This window comes from Burkholderia sp. 9775_39 (assembly GCF_015712225.1).
GTDB lineage: Bacteria > Pseudomonadota > Gammaproteobacteria > Burkholderiales > Burkholderiaceae > Burkholderia > Burkholderia cenocepacia.
Map to the genome: position 1 here is coordinate 88,044 of NZ_JACCQC010000017.1, position 20,383 is coordinate 108,426.

Here is a 20,383-nt window from a genome sequence, read left to right on the forward strand (position 1 = left end):
CATGACCATCAAGCACTGGATCGGCGGCCGCGAAGTGGAGAGCCGCGAAACCTTCACGACGCTGAACCCGGCGACGGGTGAAGTCATCACCGACGTCGCGTCGGGCGGCGAGACCGAGGTCGACGCGGCCGTGCGCGCCGCGAAGGAAGCGTTCCCGAAATGGGCGAACACGCCGGCCAAGGAGCGCGCAAAGCTGATGCGCAAGCTCGGCGAACTGATCGAGAAGAACGTGCCGATGCTCGCCGCGCTGGAGACGCAGGACACCGGCCTGCCGATCGCGCAGACGAGCAAGCAGCTGATTCCGCGCGCGTCCGAGAACTTCAACTTCTTCGCGGAAGTGTGCGTGCAGATGAACGGCCGCACCTATCCGGTCGACGACCAGATGCTCAACTACACGCTGTACCAGCCGGTCGGCGTATGTGCGCTGGTGTCGCCGTGGAACGTGCCGTTCATGACGGCCACGTGGAAGACGGCGCCGTGCCTCGCGCTCGGCAACACGGCCGTGCTGAAGATGTCGGAGCTGTCGCCGCTGACGGCCGACCAGCTCGGCCGGCTCGCACTCGAAGCCGGCATCCCGCCCGGCGTGCTGAACGTCGTGCAGGGTTACGGCGCGACGGCCGGCGATGCGCTCGTGCGGCATCCGGACGTGCGCGCGGTGTCGTTTACCGGCGGCACGGTCACCGGCAAGCGGATCATGGAACGCGCGGGCCTCAAGAAGTATTCGATGGAGCTCGGCGGCAAGTCGCCGGTGCTCATTTTCGACGACGCCGATTTCGATCGCGCGCTCGACGCGTCGCTGTTCACGATCTTCTCGATCAACGGCGAACGCTGCACCGCCGGCTCGCGGATCTTCGTGCAACGCACGATCTACGACCGCTTCGTGCAGGAATTCGCGCGCCGCGCGAACAACCTGGTGGTCGGCGATCCGGCCGATCCGGGCACGAATCTCGGCGCGATGATCACGCGCCAGCACTGGGAAAAGGTGACGGGCTACATCCGCATCGGCGAGCAGGAAGGCGCGCGCGTGGTCGCCGGCGGCGCGGACAAGCCGGCCGGGCTGCCCGACCATCTGCGCAACGGCAACTTCGTGCGGCCGACCGTGTTCGCCGACGTCGACAACCGGATGCGCATCGCGCAGGAGGAGATCTTCGGGCCGGTCGCGTGCATCATCCCGTTCGACGACGAAGACGACGGGCTGCGGCTTGCGAACGACACGGCGTACGGCCTCGCGTCGTACATCTGGACGCAGGACGTCGGCAAGGTGCATCGCCTCGCGCGCGGCATCGAGGCCGGGATGGTGTTCGTCAACAGCCAGAACGTGCGCGACCTGCGCCAGCCGTTCGGCGGCGTGAAGGAATCGGGTACCGGGCGCGAGGGCGGCGAGTACAGTTTCGAGGTGTTCGCGGAGATCAAGAACGTGTGCATTTCGATGGGTTCGCATCACGTCCCGCGCTGGGGCGTGTGACGGGCGCAGGCCGTGTTGTCGCAAGAACGATAGGGAGACTTGAACGATGGGCAAACTGTCCCTCGCCGCGAAAATCACGCACGTGCCGTCGATGTACCTGTCGGAATTGCCCGGCAAGCATCACGGCTGCCGTGAAGCGGCGATCCGCGGCCACCAGTTGATCGGCGAGCGTTGCCGCGCGCTCGGCGTCGACACGATCGTCGTGTCGGACGTGCACTGGCTCGTCAACGCGGGCTATCACGTGAACTGCAATGCGCGGTTCGCGGGCACCTATACGAGCAACGAGCTGCCGCATTTCATCCGCGACATGCAGTACGCGTATCCGGGCAACCCGGCGCTTGGCCGGCTGATCGCGGAAACGGCCACCGAGCGCGGCGTCGCGACGCGCGCACACGAGATCGACAGCCTCGAACTCGAATACGGCACGCTCGTGCCGATGCGCTACATGAACGGCGACCAGCATTTCAAGGTCGTGTCGATCGCCGGCTGGTGCATGTGGCACACGCTCGACGAAAGCCGGCGCTTCGGCGAGGCGCTGCTCGAAGCGATCGAGAAGAGCGATTCGAACGTCGCGTTCCTCGCGAGCGGCTCGCTGTCGCACCGCTTCAACGACAACGGCAGCCCCGAGGAATCGATCCATCAGATCAGTCGCGAATTCTTCCGGCAGGTCGACCTGCGCGTGGTCGAGCTGTGGAAGCAGGGCGATTTCAAGACCTTCTGCGCGATGCTGCCCGAGTACAACACGCATTGCCACGGCGAAGGCGGCATGCACGACACCGCGATGCTGCTCGGGCTGCTCGGCTGGGATCGTTACGACCGGCCCGTCGAGATCGTCACCGACTATTTCGCGAGCTCGGGCACCGGGCAGATCAACGCGATCTTCCCGCTGCCCTGAGCGTTGCCGCCCGCCACGCCCTCGAATCCGACCGGAGAGTTGCCATGCCACACATCGTCGTCGAATACACCGCGAACATCCGCGACGACGCTCGCATTCCCGCGCTGCTGCGCACGATCAACGCGACGCTGATCGCGCAGGGCGGCGTGTTCCCGACCGGCGGCATCCGGTCGCGCGCGATCGAGCTGCACGACTACTGCGTCGCCGACGGCACGGAGGACGACGCGTTCGTCCACGTGACGCTGAAGATCGGCTCGGGCCGCACCGATGCGCAGAAAAAAGCCGCGTGCGACGCGCTGTTCGACGCGATCAAGGCCCATTTCGCCGAGCTGTACGCGAAACGCTATCTCGCGCTGTCGATGGAACTGACCGAGTTCAGCGAAAGCGGCTCGTACAAGCACAACAACATTCACGCCCGCTACAAGCGGGCCGGCTGAACCCCATTCCCGATCCGACCATGCTCGAACCCGCCCTCATCGACCAGCTCGCGCACCGTCTGCACGACGCCGAGCGCGCACGCACGCAGATCCGCCAGATCTCGCTCGACCATCCCGACATCACGATCGACGACGCCTATGCGATCCAGCGCGCGTGGGTAACCCTCAAGCTCGCGGAAGGCCGCACGCTGAAGGGACACAAGATCGGCCTCACGTCGAAGGCGATGCAGAGTTCGTCGCAGATCGACGAGCCCGACTACGGCGCGCTGCTCGACGACATGTTCTTCGCGGACGGCGGCACGATCCCGACCGGCCGCTTCATCGTGCCGCGCGTCGAGGTCGAGCTCGCGTTCGTGCTCGGCAAGCGGCTCACCGGCCCGAACTGCACGATCTTCGACGTGTACGACGCGGTCGACTACGTGGTGCCCGCGCTCGAGATCATCGACGCGCGCAGCCAGTCGATCGACCCCGACACCCAGCGGCCGCGCAAGGTGTTCGACACGATCGCCGACAACGCGGCGAACGCGGGCGTCGTGATCGGCGGCCGCCCGGTGCGCCCGCAGGACGTCGATTTGCGCTGGGTCGCGGCGATCATGTCGCGCAACGGCGTGGTCGAGGAAACCGGCGTGGCAGCCGGCGTGCTGAACCATCCGGCGAACGGCGTCGCGTGGCTCGCGAACCGGCTGTCGCGCTTCGATGTCGCGCTGGAGCCGGGGCAGATCGTGCTCGGCGGGTCGTTTACGCGGCCGTGCGCGGCGCGCTCGGGCGATACGTTCAGCGTCGACTACGGCCCGCTCGGGACGATCCAGTGCTATTTCGAGTGAGGTGAGCGAACGATGCAGATTCCGTCGAATGTCTTCAAGGCCGCGCTCGCGCGCGGCGACGCGCAGATCGGTTTGTGGCTCGGTCTCGCGAATCCGTACAGCGCCGAAGTGGTCGCGGGCGCCGGTTTCGACTGGCTGCTGATCGACGGCGAACATGCGCCGAACACGGTGCCGACGATCCTCGCGCAACTGCAGGCGATCGCGCCGTATCCGTCGCATCCGGTCGTGCGCGTGCCGTGGAACGATCCGGTGATCGTCAAGCAGGTGCTCGATCTCGGCGCGCAGACGCTGCTCGTGCCGATGGTGCAGAGCGCGGACGAGGCGCGCGCGGCGGTGGCGGCGACCCGTTACCCGCCGCACGGGATTCGCGGTGTCGGCAGTGCGCTGGCGCGCGCATCGCGGTGGAATCGCGTCGGCGAGTACCTGCATCGCGCGAACGACGAGATGGCCGTGCTCGTGCAGGTCGAGACGCGCGCGGGGCTGGAGGCGATCGATGCGATCGCGCGGGTCGACGGCGTCGATGGCGTGTTCATCGGGCCGGCTGATCTTGCGGCCGATCTCGGCCATCTCGGCCATCCGGGGCACCCGGACGTGCAGACCGCGATCGACGGCGCGATCCGCGCGATCAAGGCGGCCGGCAAGGCGCCGGGCATCCTGAGCGCGGATGAAGCAGCCGCGCGGCGCTATCTGGAAGCGGGCGCGTCGTTCGTCGCGGTCGGCGTCGATACGACGCTGCTGGCACGGAGCGCGGAGCGGCTCGCCGCGCAGTTCAAGGGGAGCGGCGGCGCCGCCGCGAAGCAGGGCGACGGCACGTATTGACGCAGCGGCGGGCGGTTTTCCCGTGCCGGGCGCCGGCCGTTCGTCGCGCGGCGTCATGCCGGCGCATGGCGGCCCTACTTATCCCGGTGCTTGCCGTCCCGCCTCCAGGTACCTTCCCGGCGTCGTCCCCAGCGCGCGCCGGAACATGTCGATGAACGCGCTCACGTTGTCGTATCCGAGATCGAGCGCGATCGTCGTCACCGGCACGCCGTCGGCAATGCGTTCCAGCGCCCGCAGCAGCCTGGCCTGCTGACGCCACTGCGCGAACGTCAGCCCCGTCTCGGCGACGAAGCGGCGGCTCATCGTCCGCGCGCCGATGCCGGCCCATTCGGCCCATTCCTCCAGCCGCCGGTCGTTCGCGAGATCCGCGGCCAGCGCATCGGTGATCTTTACGAGCCGCGGGTCCCGCGGCCGGACCAGCCCCAGCGCCTCGGCTTCCGACGCCGCGATTTCATCGAGGATCACGTCGGCGATCCGCGTCTGCGCGGCATTCAGATCGGAATCTCCCCAGCTCGCCGCGCGCTGCACGGCTTCGCGCAGCAGCGGCGTCGTGCGGATCGCGCGCGGCGTCGCCGGCAGCGCCGCGCAGCGGGCTTCGGCGACGAACGCCGACCAGCCGGCAATCGGCCCGAACGAACGCAACGAATGCCGGCAATGCGGCGGAATCCAGATTGCATGAATCGCCGGCACGACCCACTCCTGGTCGTCGAGGCCGATCGTCACGAGCCCGCTCAGCGCGCCGACGAGCTGGCCGCGCGCATGCGAATGCGGCGCGGTGATGCGCGGGTCGCGTTGCGACAGGACGGCGGCGACCACGAACGGGCCGTCGTCGGACGTGACGAAGCGGGCGGGCAGGAGTGGATCGGACATGGCCGGATATCGGTATCGAATGGCTGTTATACCGGAGATCGGCCGGATTCGCACGCCTACACTGCGTCCATCGATGACAACCGGAGTACGACGCGATGCGAGCCGAACAGATGCTTCCCGACCATGCCGACCGGATCGATGCCGGCGGAACGACGATCCGCAAGGGGACCGTCGGCGCGTTTCTGGTCAACGCGCGTGTATTGATCGACCCGAACGCTGCCCCGGCCGAGCGGGCGCGTGCGGAGGCCGACGCGATCGATGCGTTGCCCGCGCTGCGTGCGCTCGGCCTGTTCGACGTGCTGGAAGTACGCGATCCCGCGCTGCGCGCATGGCTCGATGCCCGGTAAGGCCCACCCTCCAGAATCGAAGGAATCACCATGAAAGCAGCAGTCGTCGAAGGCGCCGGACAGCGTCCGGTTCATACGGAGTTCGAACCGCCGAGTGCGATGCCGGGCCACAGCCTGATCGACGTGACGGCGTCCGCGCTGAGCCGCATCGCGCAGGGGCGTGCGGCGGGTACGCATTATTCCTCCGTTGGCGCTTATCCGTTCGTTGTGGGTGTCGACGGCGTGGGGCGTCTCGATGATGGCCGGCGCGTCTACTTCTTCGGTGCGCCCGCGCCGTTCGGTGCGATGGCCGAACGCACGATCGCGCCGGATACGCAGTGCGTGCCGCTGCCGGACGCGCTCGACGATGTCACGGCCGCGGCGATCGCGATTCCCGGGATGTCGTCGTGGGCGGCGCTGACCGAACGCGCGCGGTTCGTCGCGGGCGAGACGGTGCTCGTCAATGGCGCAACGGGCACGTCGGGGCGGCTCGCGGTGCGGATCGCGAAGCATCTCGGCGCGGCGAAGGTGATCGCGACGGGCCGCAACGCGGCCGCGTTGCAGGCGTTGCTGAGTGCCGGCGCGGACGCGGTGGTGTCGCTGCAGCAGGACGACGTGCATCTGGCGCGGGCGCTCGAACCGCATTTCCGCGCGGGCGTGGACGTCGTGCTCGATTATCTGTGGGGCGCCAGCGCGCAGGCGCTGCTGGTTGTCGCCGCGAAGGCGACGCCCGGCGGCCGGCGGCTGCGTTTCGTGGAGATCGGCTCGATCAGCGGCGCGGATGTGCTGTTGCCGGGCGCCGTGCTGCGCGCGACCGCGATCGAGCTGATGGGCAGCGGCTTGGGCAGCGTGCCGTTGCCGCGCTTGCTGGCGTCGGTGCGCGGCGTATTCGAAGCGGCCGGGGAGGCAGGACTCGCGATCGACACGCGCACGGTGCCGCTGTCGGCCGTTGGCGAACACTGGGGCGATTCGAGCAGCGTCGTGCGCCCGGTGTTCACGATGCGTGGCGAGTGAGCGGCGGATCGCCACGTGGCGGGCCGGATGTAGCGTGAGCGTTGGATTGCACGGCGGCATCGGGCCATTCGCCGTTATGCCGCCGCGCGTAACGTGAAAGCAGGCGGGGCGGCCGATCACCCGCTGCCGCTCGTCGCGTCAGCTTTAAAACCGCTGCTGAATCCCCGCCGTGACCCCGACCTGCGTGGTGCCATACCCGGCGAAATCGCGCGACACGCCGACCTTCTGGTCGTGTTTCGCGATCGCGAACGCGCCGGCCGCATACAGCACCGTCCGCTTCGACAGCGCGTAGTTCGCGCGCACCGACACCAGCGTCGGGTCGGCGTCCGTGCCGCCCTTGATGTTCTGGTGATAGACGGCCGCGATCAGCGAGAACGTCGGCGTGAACTGGTACGACCCGCCGAGCCAATACATGTCGCTCAACTGGTTCGCGGCCGTGGTGTGGAACGTGCGCCGATAGTTGCGATAGCCGGCCATCGTTTTCAGGTTGCCGAAGTCGTAGCTCAGGCCCGCGTGGATGCTCTGGATGTAGTTGACGGTATCGGCCGGCGTGACACTGTCGGCCGCGCCGTTTTGCCGGTCGAACGTGACGACGGCGGCGAACGGCCCCGTCTCGTAGCCGACCGCGAAATCGTACTTCGAGCTGGTCTTCATGCTGCCCGGCACGTTGCCGAAACCGTACAGCGCGCCGAACTTGAAGCCGCTGAATTCGCCGTCGTAGCGCACCGCGTTCGACGAGCGCGTGAACAGGCCGTCCTTGCGGCCGCCGGTCGCCATCGACGAGGTCGCCCACGAGTAGTTCTGCGCGTAACCCATCGGGTCGAACGGCAGCATGTAGTCGTAAGTGACGGTGAAGTTGCGGCCGAGCGACAGTTCGCCCCATTTGCCTTTCAGGCCGACCGTCGCGCGGCGCGCGAAGATCGAGTCCGGGCCGTCGTCGGACGCGCCGTTCGCGAGGTCGATCCCGCTTTCGAGGCGGAACACGGCCTTCAGCCCGCCGCCTAGATCCTCGACGCCGCGCAGGCCCCAGCGCGACGTGTTCTTGTTGCCCGACTTGAGCTTGACCGAATTGCCGCCTTGCGGCGCCGCATGGTTCGTGAATTCGATGCCGGCGTCCATGATCCCGTACATCGTGACCGACGACTGCGCGTGCGCGGCGCCTGCCGCGAGGCCGGCCACGGCGGCCGACCCGGTCAGGACGGCGGCGCGAAGGGAACGGTGTGCGCATGACTTCATTGGCGGTGTCTCCTTGGTTCTTGTGGGTTGGGTGAAACGGATACGGCGCGCGACCGCCCGCGGCGGACGCCGCGAAGCGTCCGCCGGACGGAAGGCCGTTGCGTGGCGCGAGGCGCGCGACATGCGCGGCGGCAGGCGAGCCGCCGCGCCCGGGTCAGCCCGCTTTCGCGAACGCCCAGCAGTCGTTGGTCGGGAATTCGATCCAGTGCTTGCCGGCCGCGCGCGGCACATGGCCGAACGCACGCAGGCGCATCTCGCCGCAATGGAACAGGTATTCCCAGCGGTCGCCGAGATACATCGACGTGACGAGGTCGGCCTGCAGCCGGTTCGCGCCCGGGCCGTCGGCGACCTGCACGCGTTCGAGGCGGATCACGGCCTGGGCGTCCTGGCCGGGTGCCAGCGTGTCGCGGGCAAGCGCCTGCAGCTCCCAGCCGTCGCCGGCGAGCGTCACGCATTCGCCGTCGATCGCGGCGACGCGCGCGTCGATCCGGTTGTTGCTGCCCATGAACTCGGCCGTGTACAGCGAGCGCGGCGCGCCGTACAGCTCGGCCGGCGTGCCTTCCTGCTCGATGCGGCCGTTGCGCAACAGCAGGATGCGGTCGGACATCGCCATCGCTTCGGTCTGGTCGTGCGTCACGCAAAGGGCCGACAGCCCGAGCGACACGATCAGCTCGCGCAGCCACGCACGTGCCTCCTCGCGCAGCTTCGCGTCGAGGTTCGACAGCGGCTCGTCGAGCAGGATCACGGGCGGGTTGTAGACGAGCGCGCGGGCGATTGCGACACGCTGCTGCTGGCCGCCCGACAGTTGATGCGGAAAGCGTTCCGCGAGATGGCCGAGGCCGAGCTGGTCGAGCGCGGTCTGCACGCGGCGCTTCTGTTCGGCCGGTGCGACGCGGCGCAGCTTGAGCCCGTAGCCGACGTTGTCGGCGACGGTGCGGTGCGGCCACAGCGCGTACGACTGGAACACGAGGCCGAGCGAGCGCTGTTCGACCGGCAGGTCGATGCGCTGCGCGCCGTCGAAGAACACGCGGTCGTCGAGCTGGATGCGGCCGTCGGACGGCTGTTCGAGGCCGGCCACCGCACGCAGCAGCGTGGTCTTGCCGCTGCCCGACGCGCCGAGCAGGCACACGACTTCGCCGGCCTTCAGTTCGAACGACACGCCCTTGAGGATCGGGTTGGCGCCGTAGCTGAGATGCAGGTCGTCGACGATGAGCTTATCCATGAAGTTTCACTCCGAAGCGCAGGGCCACGCCGAGACCGGCGCCGACCATCGCGATGTTGATGACAGAGAGCGCGGCGACCTGGTCGACGGCGCCGGTCGCCCACAGCGACACGAGCAGCGCGCCGATCACTTCGGTGCCGGGCGACAGCAGGTAGACGGCCGTCGAGTATTCGCGCTCGAAGATCATGAAGATCAGGAGCCACGCGGCGAGCAGGCCGAAGCGCACGAGCGGCAGGGTCACGTCGAGCGATACGCGGCTGCGGGTCGCGCCGACGCTGCGGCCGGCTTCCTCGAGCTCGGGGCCGACCTGCAGCAGCGCGCTCTGGATGAGCCGCATCCCGTACGCGAGCCACACGACCGTGTACGCGATCCAGATGCTCCACATCGAGTTCTTCAGCTCGCGCAGGCCGGGCACGAACAGGAAGATCCACAGGAACGCGAGACCGGCGAGCAGGCCGGGCACCGCGCGCGGCAGCAGCACGAGGTAGTCGAGCAGCTTGGTCGCCCAGTCGGGGCGGCGGTGGCCGGCGAACGCGACGAGCGAGTAGAAGCCGATCGCGAGCGCGCCGCCGATCACGCCGATGCCGAGCGTGTTGACGATCGCGCGCACCAGGTTGTCCTGCTCGAACAGTTCGATGAAGTTCGACAGCGTCAGCACGTCGGCGAGCGGCACGCCTTCGCCCCAGTTGGTCACGAACGCGCGCAGCACGATGCCCGAGATCGGCACGATCACGGTCAGCATCAGCCACAGCGCGACGATCGCGAGCGCGACCCAGCGCCACACGCCGAGCGGCAGCACCGTCGCGCGGCCGGCCTTGCCCTTCACGGTGACGAAGCGGTTCGCGGTCTTCAGCAGGCGGCGCTGCAGCAGCACGAGCGGGAACGTGATCGCGACGATGCACACCGCGACCGCGGCCATCAGGTGATACGACGGCACGCCGAGCTTGTTGGTCAGCTTGTACAGGTAGGTCGCGAGCACGAGGTGGCCTTCCGGATCGCCGAGCACGAGCGGCAGCCCGAACACCTCGAAGCCGAGGAAGAACACCAGCACGCCGGCGAACAGCAGCGCGGGCATCGTCATCGGCAGGCTCACGTCGAGCGCGACGCGGAACGGGCGGGCGCCCGTCACGCGGGCGGCTTCCTCGACGTCCGAGCCGAGGTTGCGCAGCGCGGCCGACGAATACAGGTACACGTGCGGCACGTGCGTGAGGCCGACGATCACCGTGATCGCGAAGATCGAATACACGTTCCAGGGCACGTTCTGCACCCCGAACAGTTCCTTGAACCACACCGAGTAGAAGCCGACCGGGCCGGCCGCGACCACGTAGCCGAACGCGAGCACCATCGGCGACACGAACACCGGCGTGAGCAGCAGCGGTTCGAGCCAGCGGCGGCCGGGCAGGTCGGTGCGCACCATCAGGAACGCGAGGATGCCGCCGAGCGGGATCGAGATGAACAGCATCCCGCCGGCGATGATGAACGAGTTCTTCACGGCCGACCAGAAGTCGGGATCGCTGAAGATGAAGCGGAAGCCTTCGATGCCGAGCGTCTTGTTCGCATCGAAGAACGGCGCGGACAGCAGGCTCTGGAACAGGATGAAGCCGAGCGGCAGCGCGACCGCGACGGTCAGGACCGCGACGACGATCCAGCGCAGCATGCCGGCGAGCGGCTGCAGGCTGCTGACCGGCAGCGCGGGAATCGCGTCGCGCGGGCCGGTGGCGGGCGGAACGGCCGGTGCCGTGCCGCGGGTGCTGGTTGAAAGCATGAGTTCGCCCCTGCGGCCATCCGGATGGCCGCCTCAAGGAAGTCGGTAAGGGGAAGGGGCCGCCCGCGCGACGTGCGGCGGGCGGCCGAGGTCAGCGGCTCAGCGCATCAGCGCTTGATCGCCTGCTGCCATTGCTTCAGGAACGCGAGGCGCTTCGACTGGTCGAGATAGACGAGCAGACCGGTGCCGATCTGGATCGGCTTCAGCGAATCGCCGAGCTCCTTCGTGAGGCTCGCGGCCGACGTTTCGCCGCTCACGTCCGTGCGGATCGCGTACAGGTTCGCCTGGTTCGCGATCAGCGTCTGGCCGCGTTTCGACAGCAGGTAGTCGACCCACAGCTTCGCGGCGTTCGGGTTCTTCGCCTTCTTCGATACCGTGGCGAGGCGGCTCACGACCTGCGTGTAGTCCTTCGGAAACACGTAGCCGATCGACTTGTCCTTCTTCGCCTTCGCGTACGCATACGACCCGATGATGTTGTAGCCGATCAGGTTCTCGCCCGACGAGATGCGCTCCATCATCGCGCCGGTGCTCGACTGCAGCTTCGGGCCGGTCGCGCCGATCGCCTTCACGAGTTCCCACGTGACCTTCTCGTTCACGTGCGCGTCCTGCGTCAGGTAGTTGAAGCCGACGCCCGATTTCTCGATGTCGTAGGTCGTGACCTTGCCCTTGAACTTGTCGGCCTGCGTGGTGAGCAGCTTGATCAGGTCGGCGCGGGTCTTCGGCACCTCGTTCTCGGGGATCAGGCGCTTGTTGTAGACGATCGCCAGCGGTTCGAACGTCGTGCCGTACGCCTGCTTCTGGTACTGCGCCCATTGCGGCACGTTCGGGCTTTCGGGCGAATCGTAGGACGCCATCAGGCCGTCGTTGACGAGCTTGACCTGCAGGTCCATCGCCGAGCTCCACAGCACGTCGGCGCTGGTGCTGCTCGCCGCGTTCTCGCTGATGTAGCGGTTGTACAGCTCGGTGCTGTTCATGTCGTTGTACTCGACTTTCACGCCGTACAGGCTTTCGAAGTCCTTGATCAGCGGACGCACGAGGCCCGTGTCGGTGGTCGAGTAGACGATCAGCTTGCCTTCCTTCTTCGCGGCGTCGATCACGCCCTGGTAGTTCCCCGGGTAGCCGGCCGGAACCTGCGCGACGGCGCTGCCGGCGGCAGTGCCCAGAGCGACCGCGAGCGCGGCGGCGAGTTGCTTCGGTGCAAACGGCATGTCTTCCTCCAGTGATGCGTGGGTTTTGTTCGAGTGACGCGGATGTTAATTGCGGGGCACTTTCAGCCTGCTTTCATTCCGGTGCGCAATCGCGCCGTCCGTGTCATGGATTTCCCGAGGTCGACGCGGCCGCCGCCGCGGGTTGCGCGGCGTGCGGCGGGGCGAGAAGGGGGAGGACGCGGCGCGTGGTCGCGCGCTATGCGGAGGCGGCCAGCAACTGGCCGAGGACGCGGCCGCCATGCCGCGCGTGCGCGGCCGTCAGCGCGGCATAGCCGACGACGACGCCCGCTTCGCACCGGGCGCTTCGACAGAAGCCGCGGATCGGCTGCAGCGCGATGCCGGCCGCGCGGGCTTGCGCGACCCAGCCCGCGTCGTCGAGGCCGGGCGGCAGCCACAGCACGAAATGAAAGCCCGCGTGCTCGCCGGTCACCGTGTACCGGCCGCCGGCATGTTTGGCCAACTGGTCGAGCACGATGTCGCGCCTCTGGCGGTACGCGTGGCGGGCGGCGCGCAGGTGCTTCGCGAAATCGCCGTGGCCGATGAAGCGGGCCAGCGCCAGCTGGGGCGCGACGCCGACCGAGCGCGCGGTCGCGTGCCAGACGGCGGACAGCGCCGGCCGCAGTGCCGCCGGCACCACCATGAAACCGATGCGCAGCCCGGAAAACAGCGTCTTGTTGAACGACCCGCAATAGATCACGCGGTCGCACGCGTCGAGCGATTTCAGCGCGGGCAGCGGGGCGGTCTGGTAGCTGAATTCGCCGTCGTAGTCGTCCTCGATGATCCACGTGCGGTGGCGCTGCGCCCAGTCGAGCAGTTCGAGCCGGCGCGAGACCGACATCGTGACGCCGAGCGGCGCCTGATGGGCGGGTGTCACGTACGCGGCGCGCGCATCGGGATGGCGCTCCAGCGACGCGGTATCGATTCCTTCCCGGTCGACCGGCACGTCGATCACGGTCGCGCCCGCGAACGTGAAGATCTGCCACGCCGACGCATAGCCGGGGTCTTCCATCAGCACCGTCGAGCCGGGCGCGAGCAGCGTGCGTGCGACGAGGTCGATCGCGTGGCGGATCCCGGTCGTGATGACGATGTCGGCGGCCCCGCACGGGATGCCGCGGTATTCCCGCAGGTACGCGGCGATTCCCGCGCGCAGGCCCTCGACGCCTTGCGCCGGCGTCGCGCCGAGATCGTCCGCCGTCGCGGCGAGCAGGCTGGCGCCGAGCGCCTTCTTCCATTGCTGCATCGGCAGCAGGCCGGGATCGGCGAGCCGCGCGACGAACGGGACGCCGGGGCGCACGCCGTGCTCGGGCTCGGCCGGGGCGGCCGGCGCCGGCGAAGCCGGGATGGGGCGCGGGGCGCCGCCGCGCGACTGAGCCGTCGCGCGCAGATAGCTGTCCGGCACGACCGCGCACACGCGCGTGCCGGACCCTTGCGTGCGGGCGATGTAACCCTCGGCGCACAGGATGTCGTACGCCGCTTCGACGGTGCCGCGCGCGACATCCCAGCGCGCGGCCAGCGTCCGGCTCGACGGCAGCGGGCTGTCGCCCGGCAGCAGGCGTTTCAGGATCGCGTCGCGAATCGTGTCGGCGATGCATTCCTGCTTCGACAGCGGGCTGCCGCCCGACAGCCCGGCAGGGCGCGGCAGGTCCAGCGGAATCGCGGCTTTGCCTCGCGGCATAGTGGTCCAGTCAATGGGCGATTTAATGGTCCTTCAGCTTATATCACTTTCGCCTTAGATTGCTGTCGACCCCACTCATCCGACCCACACGGACCTACCGCATGAAGACGCGCTCACTACCCCGCCGGGGCTGGCTGTTCCTGTTGATGCTCGTCGTGTGCCTGCCGCGCGTCACGATCGATGCGTACCTGCCGTCGCTGCCCGCGATGGCGGATGCGCTGCACGGCACCGACGCGCAGTTGCAACTCACGCTGACCCTCTACATGGTCGGCTATGCGCTGTCGATGCTGGTGTCGGGGCCGCTGTCCGACCGCTACGGCCGACGCCCGGTGCTGCTCGGCGGCCTGTGCCTGTACGTCGTCGCGAGCGTCGCGTGCGCATGGTCGACCAGCATCCCGGCGCTGATCGCCGCGCGCGTGTGCCAGGCTCTGGGCGGCTGCAGCGGCACGGTGATCGGCCGCGTGATCGTGCGCGAGCGCTTTCCGGCCGCGACGCAGGCCACGATGCTCGGGCATATTTCGGCCGGCATGGCGCTGTCGCCGGTGGTCGCGCCGCTGGCCGGCAGCGCGATTGCCGAGTGGCTCGGCTGGCGCGGCGTGTTCGGCTGGCTGGCGGCGGGCGGGCTGGTCGCGACCGCGATGGTGCTGCGCTACCTGCCTGAAACCCGTGAACGCGACGCGCGGCCGCCCGCCGGCGCCGGGCTGCTGCGGACCTACGCCGGCCTGCTGCGCGACCGGCGTTTCCTGCGCTATTCATTCGCGATCAGCTTTGCCTACTGCACCTACTATCCGTTCATCGCGGAATCGTCGACGCTGTTCCAGCGGCACATCGGGGTGTCCGGGCCGGTCTATGCAGCGATCTTCGGCGTGACCGTGCTCGGCTACCTGATCGGCTCGAATGCGTTCGCGCGGACCAGCGTGCGCTGGTCCGCCGATTCGGTCATCGCGGCGGCGGCGGTCGTCAATCTGGCCGGCGCCGCCGCGCTGTGGGTCGGCGGCGCGATCGCCCCGACGTCGGTGACGGCGCTCGTCGTGCCGATGTTCGTCGTGATGATCGCGGTCGGGATCGCGATTCCGGCCTGCCAGTTCGCGGTGATGCAGCCGTACACGCAGATCGCCGGCACCGCGTCGGGGCTGTTCTTCTTTATCCAGATGGCGATCACGGCCGCGTGCGGCGGCGTGCTGGCGTGGCTGTCGGACGGTACCGCGCACCCGATGATCGTCGTCACGGCCGGCGCGAGCATCGCGTTCGTCGCGGTGGTGGCCGGTTTTCGCGAGCGCGGCGTGGCCGGCGAGGCGCGCATCGTGGCGCGCAACCGTGCGGCGGCCGAACGCTGAGGCTCAGCCGGCCGGCATCGCGCGCGGCGGGTTCGCGACACCCGCGCAACCCGTGTTTCCGCGAGGCGTGGAGACGGAAAGGATCATGTAATGTAGCGGACTGTTCGCTGACCTTACCGGAATCCCCATGCGTGTGCTGCTCGTCGAAGACAACCCGAACCTGGCCCAGTCGCTGAACGACGCGCTGAGCGCCGCGCGCTTCGCGGTCGATCACATGGCCGACGGCGAGGCGGCGGACCACGTGCTGCGCACGCAGGACTACGCGCTGGTGATCCTCGATCTCGGGTTGCCGAAGCTCGACGGGCTGGAGGTGCTGCGGCGATTGCGTGCGCGCCGCAATCCGGTGCCGGTGCTGATCCTCACCGCGCACGGGTCGGTCGAGGACCGCGTGAAGGGGCTCGATCTCGGCGCCGACGACTACCTCGCGAAGCCGTTCGAGCTGACCGAACTGGAGGCGCGCGCCCGCGCGCTGATCCGGCGCAGCCTCGGTCACGAGCATTCGCGCGTCGAATGCGGGCCGCTTTCGTACGACAGTATCGACCGCAGCTTCCATCTCGCGGGCGAGCCGCTGTCGCTCACACCGCGCGAGCGCTCGGTGCTCGAGGTGCTGATCCTGCGCAACGGTCGCGCGATCAACAAGGACACGCTGTCGGAGAAGATCTTCGGGCTCGACGAATCGGTCAACGCGGACGCGATCGAGATCTACGTGTACCGGTTGCGCAAGAAGCTGGAGAACACGGGCGTCGCGATCGTCACGCTGCGCGGCCTGGGCTATCTGCTCGAAGCGAAGGCGGAGACGGCTGAATGAGCGGCCCCCGCGCTCACGGTCATTCGCTGCCTCCCGAGGGAGCGCATGCGTTCCTCGGGGCGGCGCGGCGGTAGGCATGATGACCGGCCCGAACCTGCGCACGCAGGTCGCGCTGTGGCTGCTGTTGCCGCTGCTCGGCCTGCTCGCGCTCGACTCGTGGCTCACGTACCAGCGTGCGATGAGCGCCGCGCACGTCGCATTCGACCGCACGCTGTCGTCGTCGCTGAAGTCGATCCGCGAAGGCGTGCGGCTCAACGACGGCGAGGTCGAGGTCGACCTGCCGTATCTCGCGCTCGAAATGCTCGAATCGAGCGACGGCGGCAAGATCTACTACCTGATCCGCGAGGACAACGGCCACACGATCACCGGCTATCCGGACCTGCCGCTGCCGCAGGGGCGCGACGCGGGCGACGGCGCGCCGTTCGTCACGCGCTACTACGACGTCGTGTATCGCGGCGAGCAATTGCGGATGGCCGCGCTGCGCATTCCGGTGCACGACGTGCCGACCGCGCAGTCGCGCATCGTCTGGGTGATGGTCGGCGAGACGATCGAGGCGCGCCAGGCGCTCGCGCGCGAGATCCTGATCGGGTCGCTGCTGCAGGAAGGGCTGCTCGTCGTGCTGGCGCTCGGGATCGTGTGGCTCGGCGTCGGCCGCGGGCTGCGGCCGCTGAACCGGCTGTCGGCCACCGTCGCCGCGCGCAGCGAGGACGACACGACGCCGCTCGACACCGGCGCGATGCCGAGCGAGCTCGCGCCGCTCGTCGATTCGATCAACCAGTACATCGGCCGCACGCAGCGGATGCAGGTGGCGCGGCGGCGTTTCTTCGCCGATGCGGCCCATCAGCTGAAGACGCCGCTCGCGGCCGTGCAGGCGGGCGTCGAGCTCGCGTTGCGGCCCGACGAGCAGCCGCGCGCGAACGTGCACCTGCGGCGCGCGAACGGCGCGGTGCGGCAGGCCGCGAAGATCGTCCAGCAATTGCTGTCGCTGTCGCGGCTCGATTCGGACAGCGGCCATGCGGTCGCGCACAAGCCGGTCGCGCTGCACCGGCTCGCGCGCAGCGTGACGCTCGACTGGTCGCCCGTCGCGCGCGCACGCGACATCGATCTCGGCTTCGAGCACGAGGCCGACGTCGACGTGCTCGGGCAGTCCGACTTGCTCGGCGAAATGGTCGGCAACCTGATCGACAACGCGATCCGTTATGCGGGCGACCGTGCGGTGATCACGGTGCGCGTCTCGCGCGACGGCGCGGACGCGCGGCTCGACGTGATCGACAACGGGCCGGGCATTCCGGCCGACGAACGCGACGCGGTGTTCGAGCGCTTCCATCGCGGCAGCAAGACGCAGACGGTCGAAGGAACGGGGCTTGGGTTGTCGATCGTGCGGGAAATCGCGCGTGTGCATCAGGGCAGCGTGACGCTGGCCGATGCGGCCGGCGGCGGGCTGATCGTGACGATCCGGCTGCCGGCGGCGCGGGCTGTGGAGCGTGCGCGGTCGGACGGCGCATGAGGGGCGGGCAAGCGTACGGTGACGTGCGTGACGGCGCGGACGGGCTGAACCGCGCGCGTTTCAACTACGCCCCACATACCGAGGCCGCGCATCGTGCCGAAAAGCGCGCTCCGTAGCCTCATAAATGTCAGGATATTCCGATGAATTTCACAACTTGTTCGCGTTCCCGCTTCCGTTTCTCGTTCGCATCCGCGCGAGGCGTCCGTGGTGTCGCATTCGGCATGGCCGCGGTACTGTCCGTGTTCACGGTCGGTGTGCCTTCACATGTACATGCGGCCGACCAGGCCGATCAGGCGATCGAAGTCGATCGCGCGGGCAATCGCCTGGAGTCGTTGAACCCGATGACCGATGCGCAATCGTCGAACGACGAGGAAGGCTGTACCGCCGACCGGCAGCTCTGCGTCGAGATCGTTCGGGGAGATGCCGATCACGAACCTGCGTTGCGAATCACGCGGTTCGCCGGGCAACCGGCCGACGTGCACGTCAATCTCGACGATCCGTTCGACGGCCACGGGCGCTTTGCATTGTGGCCGCGCGTGCTGCGGGGCGCGGGTGGGGACGTGATCGTCGGCGTCAGGTTCGATATGTCCACCGGCTACTCGGGCGGAGGGGCATCGGCTTCGGAGTTGCGCCTGATCCGCGTCGTGGCCGGCGATCGAGTACCGCGGACGCAGCAGGTGCTTGCGGTGCCACTGTCGGGATCGGCGACGATCCGGGCATGCTTTTCCGAACGCGACCAGCGAAGGCGGCTCGGCGCTTGTCACGACGACTACGCGTTCGACGCGACGTTGAGTCTGGACCGGAGCGTCCGCGCCGGTTTGCCGCGACTGCTGTATGCCACGCGCGCCACGAGCTTTCCCGGGCACGTGTCGCGCGACAAGGACTCGCTTGCCGCGCCGCCGCTGCGCAAGCGCGACCTGGTGACGGCAGTGGATCGCACCTGCACGTATCGGCGCACGTTCCGGTTCGATCCGTCAACCGGCAGTTATACGCCCGACCGGCCGCTTCCCGATTGCGAGGGCTATACGGTTCCTTGAGCGCCGCTTTGAGTGCCGCTCAATCGCCGAAGCCGATCTCCGCTTCGACCGGCTGCCCGACTTCGAGCCACGCACCCGCACCTTCGACGACGATCGCATTGATGCCGAACGTCAGCGCACCGTCGTAGTTCGGGTTCGCGCGATAGGTCTGCATCGTGTCGGTCGGCTCGTGCGGCCATGCGGGATCGGGCGCGCCGGTCGCCTGGTCGATCGTCGGCATCGGGCAGCGCGTGCACAGCTTCACGAGCCGCAGCCGCACCGGCGTGTCGCCTTGCGTGTCGAGATGCTCGACGAAATCCTCTTCGTACGCGTCGAGATCCGACACGACGATGTTCGGCCGGAAGCGGTTCATCGGGATCGCCGGCGCGCCTTTCGCGGCAAGCCGCGCGTTCAGGTCGTCGAGCGACGACTGGCCGATCACCAAAAGCGGATAGCCGTCCGCGAACTGCGTATGCGTATCGATCTCGCCGGTCCATTTGCGATTGCAGCCGCGGCGTGCATCGGGGCCGAAGCGCGCGAGCTTCGTCGGCACGCCGAGGAATTCGGTGAGCCACGCGGCCGTTTCGGCGCCCGTGTCGATCGCGTCGACGGTGTCGCGCCACACGGTCGCCGCCATCTTCGGCGTGGCGGGCGTCGCGTCGCCGTCGAGCGGCGTGCGCAATGCCGGCATGCCCGGTGCGTTCAGCACGAGCGCATCGCTGTCGAGTGTCGGACGGATCAGCGCGAGACGCGGATGCGTGCGCTGCGTGAGCATCTGCCCGCGCGGATCGGTGATCAGCCAGTGGCGGTCGTAGGCGAGGCCCGTTTCAAGCAGTTGCGCGCGCGTGAGCGCGATGCCGGCGCAGGATTTGATCGGGTAGACGAAGAGTTCGGTGATGGCTGGCATGACGCTGGCTGACGGCGGGATGATCGAATCGCGATTGTGCCAGATCGGGCCGAAGCCGTTTGGGCGGCTGCGTACGGCCTACCGCCACGCATCCGTCAGCCGAGCGGGAAGCCGGTGTCGAAGGTCGTGCGCACGTCGAGCGGCTGGCGCAGCATCCCGGCCTTCAGGTAGAAGTCGGCCGTGCGCTGCTGTTCGGCGATCACCGTCGCGTCGATCGGCAGCCAGCGCGTGCCGCGGCGCTCGAATTGCAGCTTCGCGGCGGCCGGCGGAATGCCGATGATGTGCGCGAGCGCCGCCGAATACGCGTCGGCGTGCCGGTACGACCAGGCCTGCGCGCGCACGACGCGTCGCAGGAAATCGTGCAGCACGTCGCGCTTCGAGGCGATCGCCGCGTCGGTCGCCGCGAGATAGCTGAGGCCCGACCACAGTCCGCGGCCGTTGACCAGCACGCGCGCGCGGCCGCTCGTTTCGGCGAGCGCGGTGTAGGGCTCCCAGGTCGCCCACGCGTCGATCGAACCGGTGGCGAGCGCCAGCATCGTGTCGGCCGGCGGCAGGAAGCGGAACGACACGGCATCGGGCGGCAGGCCGGCCGCATCGAGCGCCTTCAGCGTGACGAAATGGCCGATCGAGCCGCGCGTGGTGCCGATGCGCTTGCCCTTCAGGTCGGCCGCGCCTTTCAGCGCGGCGTCGGGTTGCACGAGCACGGCCGTGCCGTACGGATCGGAACGGTTCGCGCCGATCACCTTGATGCGGGCGCCCGATGCGAGCGCGAAGATCACCGGCGCGTCGCCGATCGGCCCGCAGTCGACCGCGGCCGCGTTCAGCGCTTCCGCGAGCGGCGCGGCGGCCGGAAATTCGGTCCACGCGATGTCGTACGCGAGGCCGTTCAGTTCGCCGGCCGCTTCGAGCAGCGCGCGCAGCCCGCCTTTCTGGTCGCCGGCGCGCAGCAGCGGCCGTGTACCGGATTGCGCGCGCAGCGCAGTCGGGGCGGCGGCGATCGTGGCAAGGGCGCTCGCCTGCGCGAGGAAGTGGCGTCGGGTCGGATTCATCGT

19 protein-coding genes are annotated in these 20,383 nt (G+C 68.6%); 11 read left to right on the forward strand and 8 right to left on the reverse strand.

Annotated elements, in window-relative coordinates; all coding sequences use genetic code 11:
- The first annotated feature begins 1 nt into the window (after nt 1).
- Genes hpaE through hpaI form a run of 5 tightly spaced genes read left to right on the forward strand, consistent with a single transcriptional unit; the run spans nt 2 to nt 4,440 of the window.
- Nucleotides 2–1,465, forward strand: a complete 1,464-nt coding sequence (gene hpaE / locus H0X90_RS22740; RefSeq protein ID WP_006490715.1) for a 5-carboxymethyl-2-hydroxymuconate semialdehyde dehydrogenase — start codon at nt 2–4, stop codon at nt 1,463–1,465.
- A 46-nt stretch (nt 1,466–1,511) separates the two neighbouring features.
- Nucleotides 1,512–2,360, forward strand: a complete 849-nt coding sequence (gene hpaD, locus H0X90_RS22745; protein WP_006494970.1) for a 3,4-dihydroxyphenylacetate 2,3-dioxygenase — start codon at nt 1,512–1,514, stop codon at nt 2,358–2,360.
- Between the two features lie 44 nt (nt 2,361–2,404).
- Complete coding sequence (locus H0X90_RS22750; protein WP_006494969.1) at nt 2,405–2,797, forward strand: 5-carboxymethyl-2-hydroxymuconate Delta-isomerase; 393 nt, start codon at nt 2,405–2,407, stop codon at nt 2,795–2,797.
- Nucleotides 2,798–2,817: 20 nt separating this feature from the next.
- Nucleotides 2,818–3,621, forward strand: coding sequence for a 2-oxo-hept-4-ene-1,7-dioate hydratase (gene hpaH, locus H0X90_RS22755; RefSeq protein WP_006490710.1), 804 nt, complete (start codon nt 2,818–2,820; stop codon nt 3,619–3,621).
- 12 nt (nt 3,622–3,633) lie between these two features.
- A complete protein-coding gene (gene hpaI, locus H0X90_RS22760; RefSeq protein ID WP_034202416.1) occupies nt 3,634–4,440 on the forward strand; it encodes a 4-hydroxy-2-oxoheptanedioate aldolase in 807 nt (268 codons plus the stop codon).
- A gap of 78 nt (nt 4,441–4,518) precedes the next feature.
- Here the strand turns inward: hpaI and H0X90_RS22765 are convergent, their stop codons facing one another.
- On the reverse strand, nt 4,519–5,310 hold the full coding sequence (locus H0X90_RS22765; protein WP_006490701.1) for a helix-turn-helix domain-containing protein: 792 nt from the start codon (nt 5,308–5,310) through the stop codon (nt 4,519–4,521).
- Between the two features lie 95 nt (nt 5,311–5,405).
- On the opposite strand from H0X90_RS22765, the gene H0X90_RS22770 reads away from it, so the two are divergent.
- On the forward strand, nt 5,406–5,657 hold the full coding sequence (locus H0X90_RS22770; protein ID WP_006490702.1) for a hypothetical protein: 252 nt from the start codon (nt 5,406–5,408) through the stop codon (nt 5,655–5,657).
- 30 nt (nt 5,658–5,687) lie between these two features.
- Nucleotides 5,688–6,650, forward strand: a complete 963-nt coding sequence (locus H0X90_RS22775; protein WP_077189167.1) for a zinc-binding alcohol dehydrogenase family protein — start codon at nt 5,688–5,690, stop codon at nt 6,648–6,650.
- Between the two features lie 144 nt (nt 6,651–6,794).
- Here H0X90_RS22775 and H0X90_RS22780 read toward each other — a convergent pair whose 3' ends face one another.
- From H0X90_RS22780 to H0X90_RS22800, 5 genes are all read right to left on the reverse strand, one after another.
- Entirely contained in the window at nt 6,795–7,886 is a 1,092-nt protein-coding gene (locus tag H0X90_RS22780) for a porin (protein ID WP_034202414.1), read from the reverse strand.
- Between the two features lie 154 nt (nt 7,887–8,040).
- Entirely contained in the window at nt 8,041–9,108 is a 1,068-nt protein-coding gene (locus tag H0X90_RS22785) for an ABC transporter ATP-binding protein (RefSeq protein ID WP_077189166.1), read from the reverse strand.
- On the reverse strand, nt 9,101–10,873 hold the full coding sequence (locus tag H0X90_RS22790; RefSeq protein ID WP_006490713.1) for an iron ABC transporter permease: 1,773 nt from the start codon (nt 10,871–10,873) through the stop codon (nt 9,101–9,103). The genes H0X90_RS22785 and H0X90_RS22790 overlap by 8 nt, the downstream gene beginning before the upstream one ends.
- 107 nt (nt 10,874–10,980) lie before the next feature.
- Nucleotides 10,981–12,081: an ABC transporter substrate-binding protein gene (locus H0X90_RS22795; protein ID WP_077189165.1), complete on the reverse strand. Its 1,101-nt coding sequence runs from the start codon at nt 12,079–12,081 to the stop codon at nt 10,981–10,983.
- Nucleotides 12,082–12,277: 196 nt separating this feature from the next.
- A complete protein-coding gene (locus H0X90_RS22800) occupies nt 12,278–13,756 on the reverse strand; it encodes a PLP-dependent aminotransferase family protein (protein ID WP_077189164.1) in 1,479 nt (492 codons plus the stop codon).
- 101 nt (nt 13,757–13,857) lie between these two features.
- Between H0X90_RS22800 and H0X90_RS22805 the strand changes: the two genes are divergently transcribed.
- The 4 genes from H0X90_RS22805 to H0X90_RS22820 all read left to right on the forward strand — a co-directional run bounded on the left by H0X90_RS22805 (nt 13,858) and on the right by H0X90_RS22820 (nt 18,445).
- Nucleotides 13,858–15,093 carry a multidrug effflux MFS transporter gene (locus H0X90_RS22805; protein ID WP_077189163.1) on the forward strand — a complete coding sequence of 412 codons (1,236 nt, stop codon included), beginning with the start codon at nt 13,858–13,860 and terminating at the stop codon, nt 15,091–15,093.
- Between the two features lie 127 nt (nt 15,094–15,220).
- On the forward strand, nt 15,221–15,901 hold the full coding sequence (locus H0X90_RS22810; protein ID WP_006484260.1) for a response regulator: 681 nt from the start codon (nt 15,221–15,223) through the stop codon (nt 15,899–15,901).
- Between the two features lie 79 nt (nt 15,902–15,980).
- Nucleotides 15,981–17,408: a sensor histidine kinase gene (locus H0X90_RS22815; RefSeq protein ID WP_077189190.1), complete on the forward strand. Its 1,428-nt coding sequence runs from the start codon at nt 15,981–15,983 to the stop codon at nt 17,406–17,408.
- A gap of 140 nt (nt 17,409–17,548) precedes the next feature.
- Entirely contained in the window at nt 17,549–18,445 is an 897-nt protein-coding gene (locus tag H0X90_RS22820) for a hypothetical protein (RefSeq protein WP_127447483.1), read from the forward strand.
- A gap of 19 nt (nt 18,446–18,464) precedes the next feature.
- Here the strand turns inward: H0X90_RS22820 and H0X90_RS22825 are convergent, their stop codons facing one another.
- Both H0X90_RS22825 and H0X90_RS22830 read right to left on the reverse strand, forming a co-directional pair.
- On the reverse strand, nt 18,465–19,331 hold the full coding sequence (locus tag H0X90_RS22825; protein ID WP_006484261.1) for an MOSC domain-containing protein: 867 nt from the start codon (nt 19,329–19,331) through the stop codon (nt 18,465–18,467).
- 95 nt (nt 19,332–19,426) lie between these two features.
- Nucleotides 19,427–20,380, reverse strand: a complete 954-nt coding sequence (locus tag H0X90_RS22830; protein ID WP_077189161.1) for an ABC transporter substrate-binding protein — start codon at nt 20,378–20,380, stop codon at nt 19,427–19,429.
- Between the last annotated feature and the right edge of the window lie 3 nt (nt 20,381–20,383).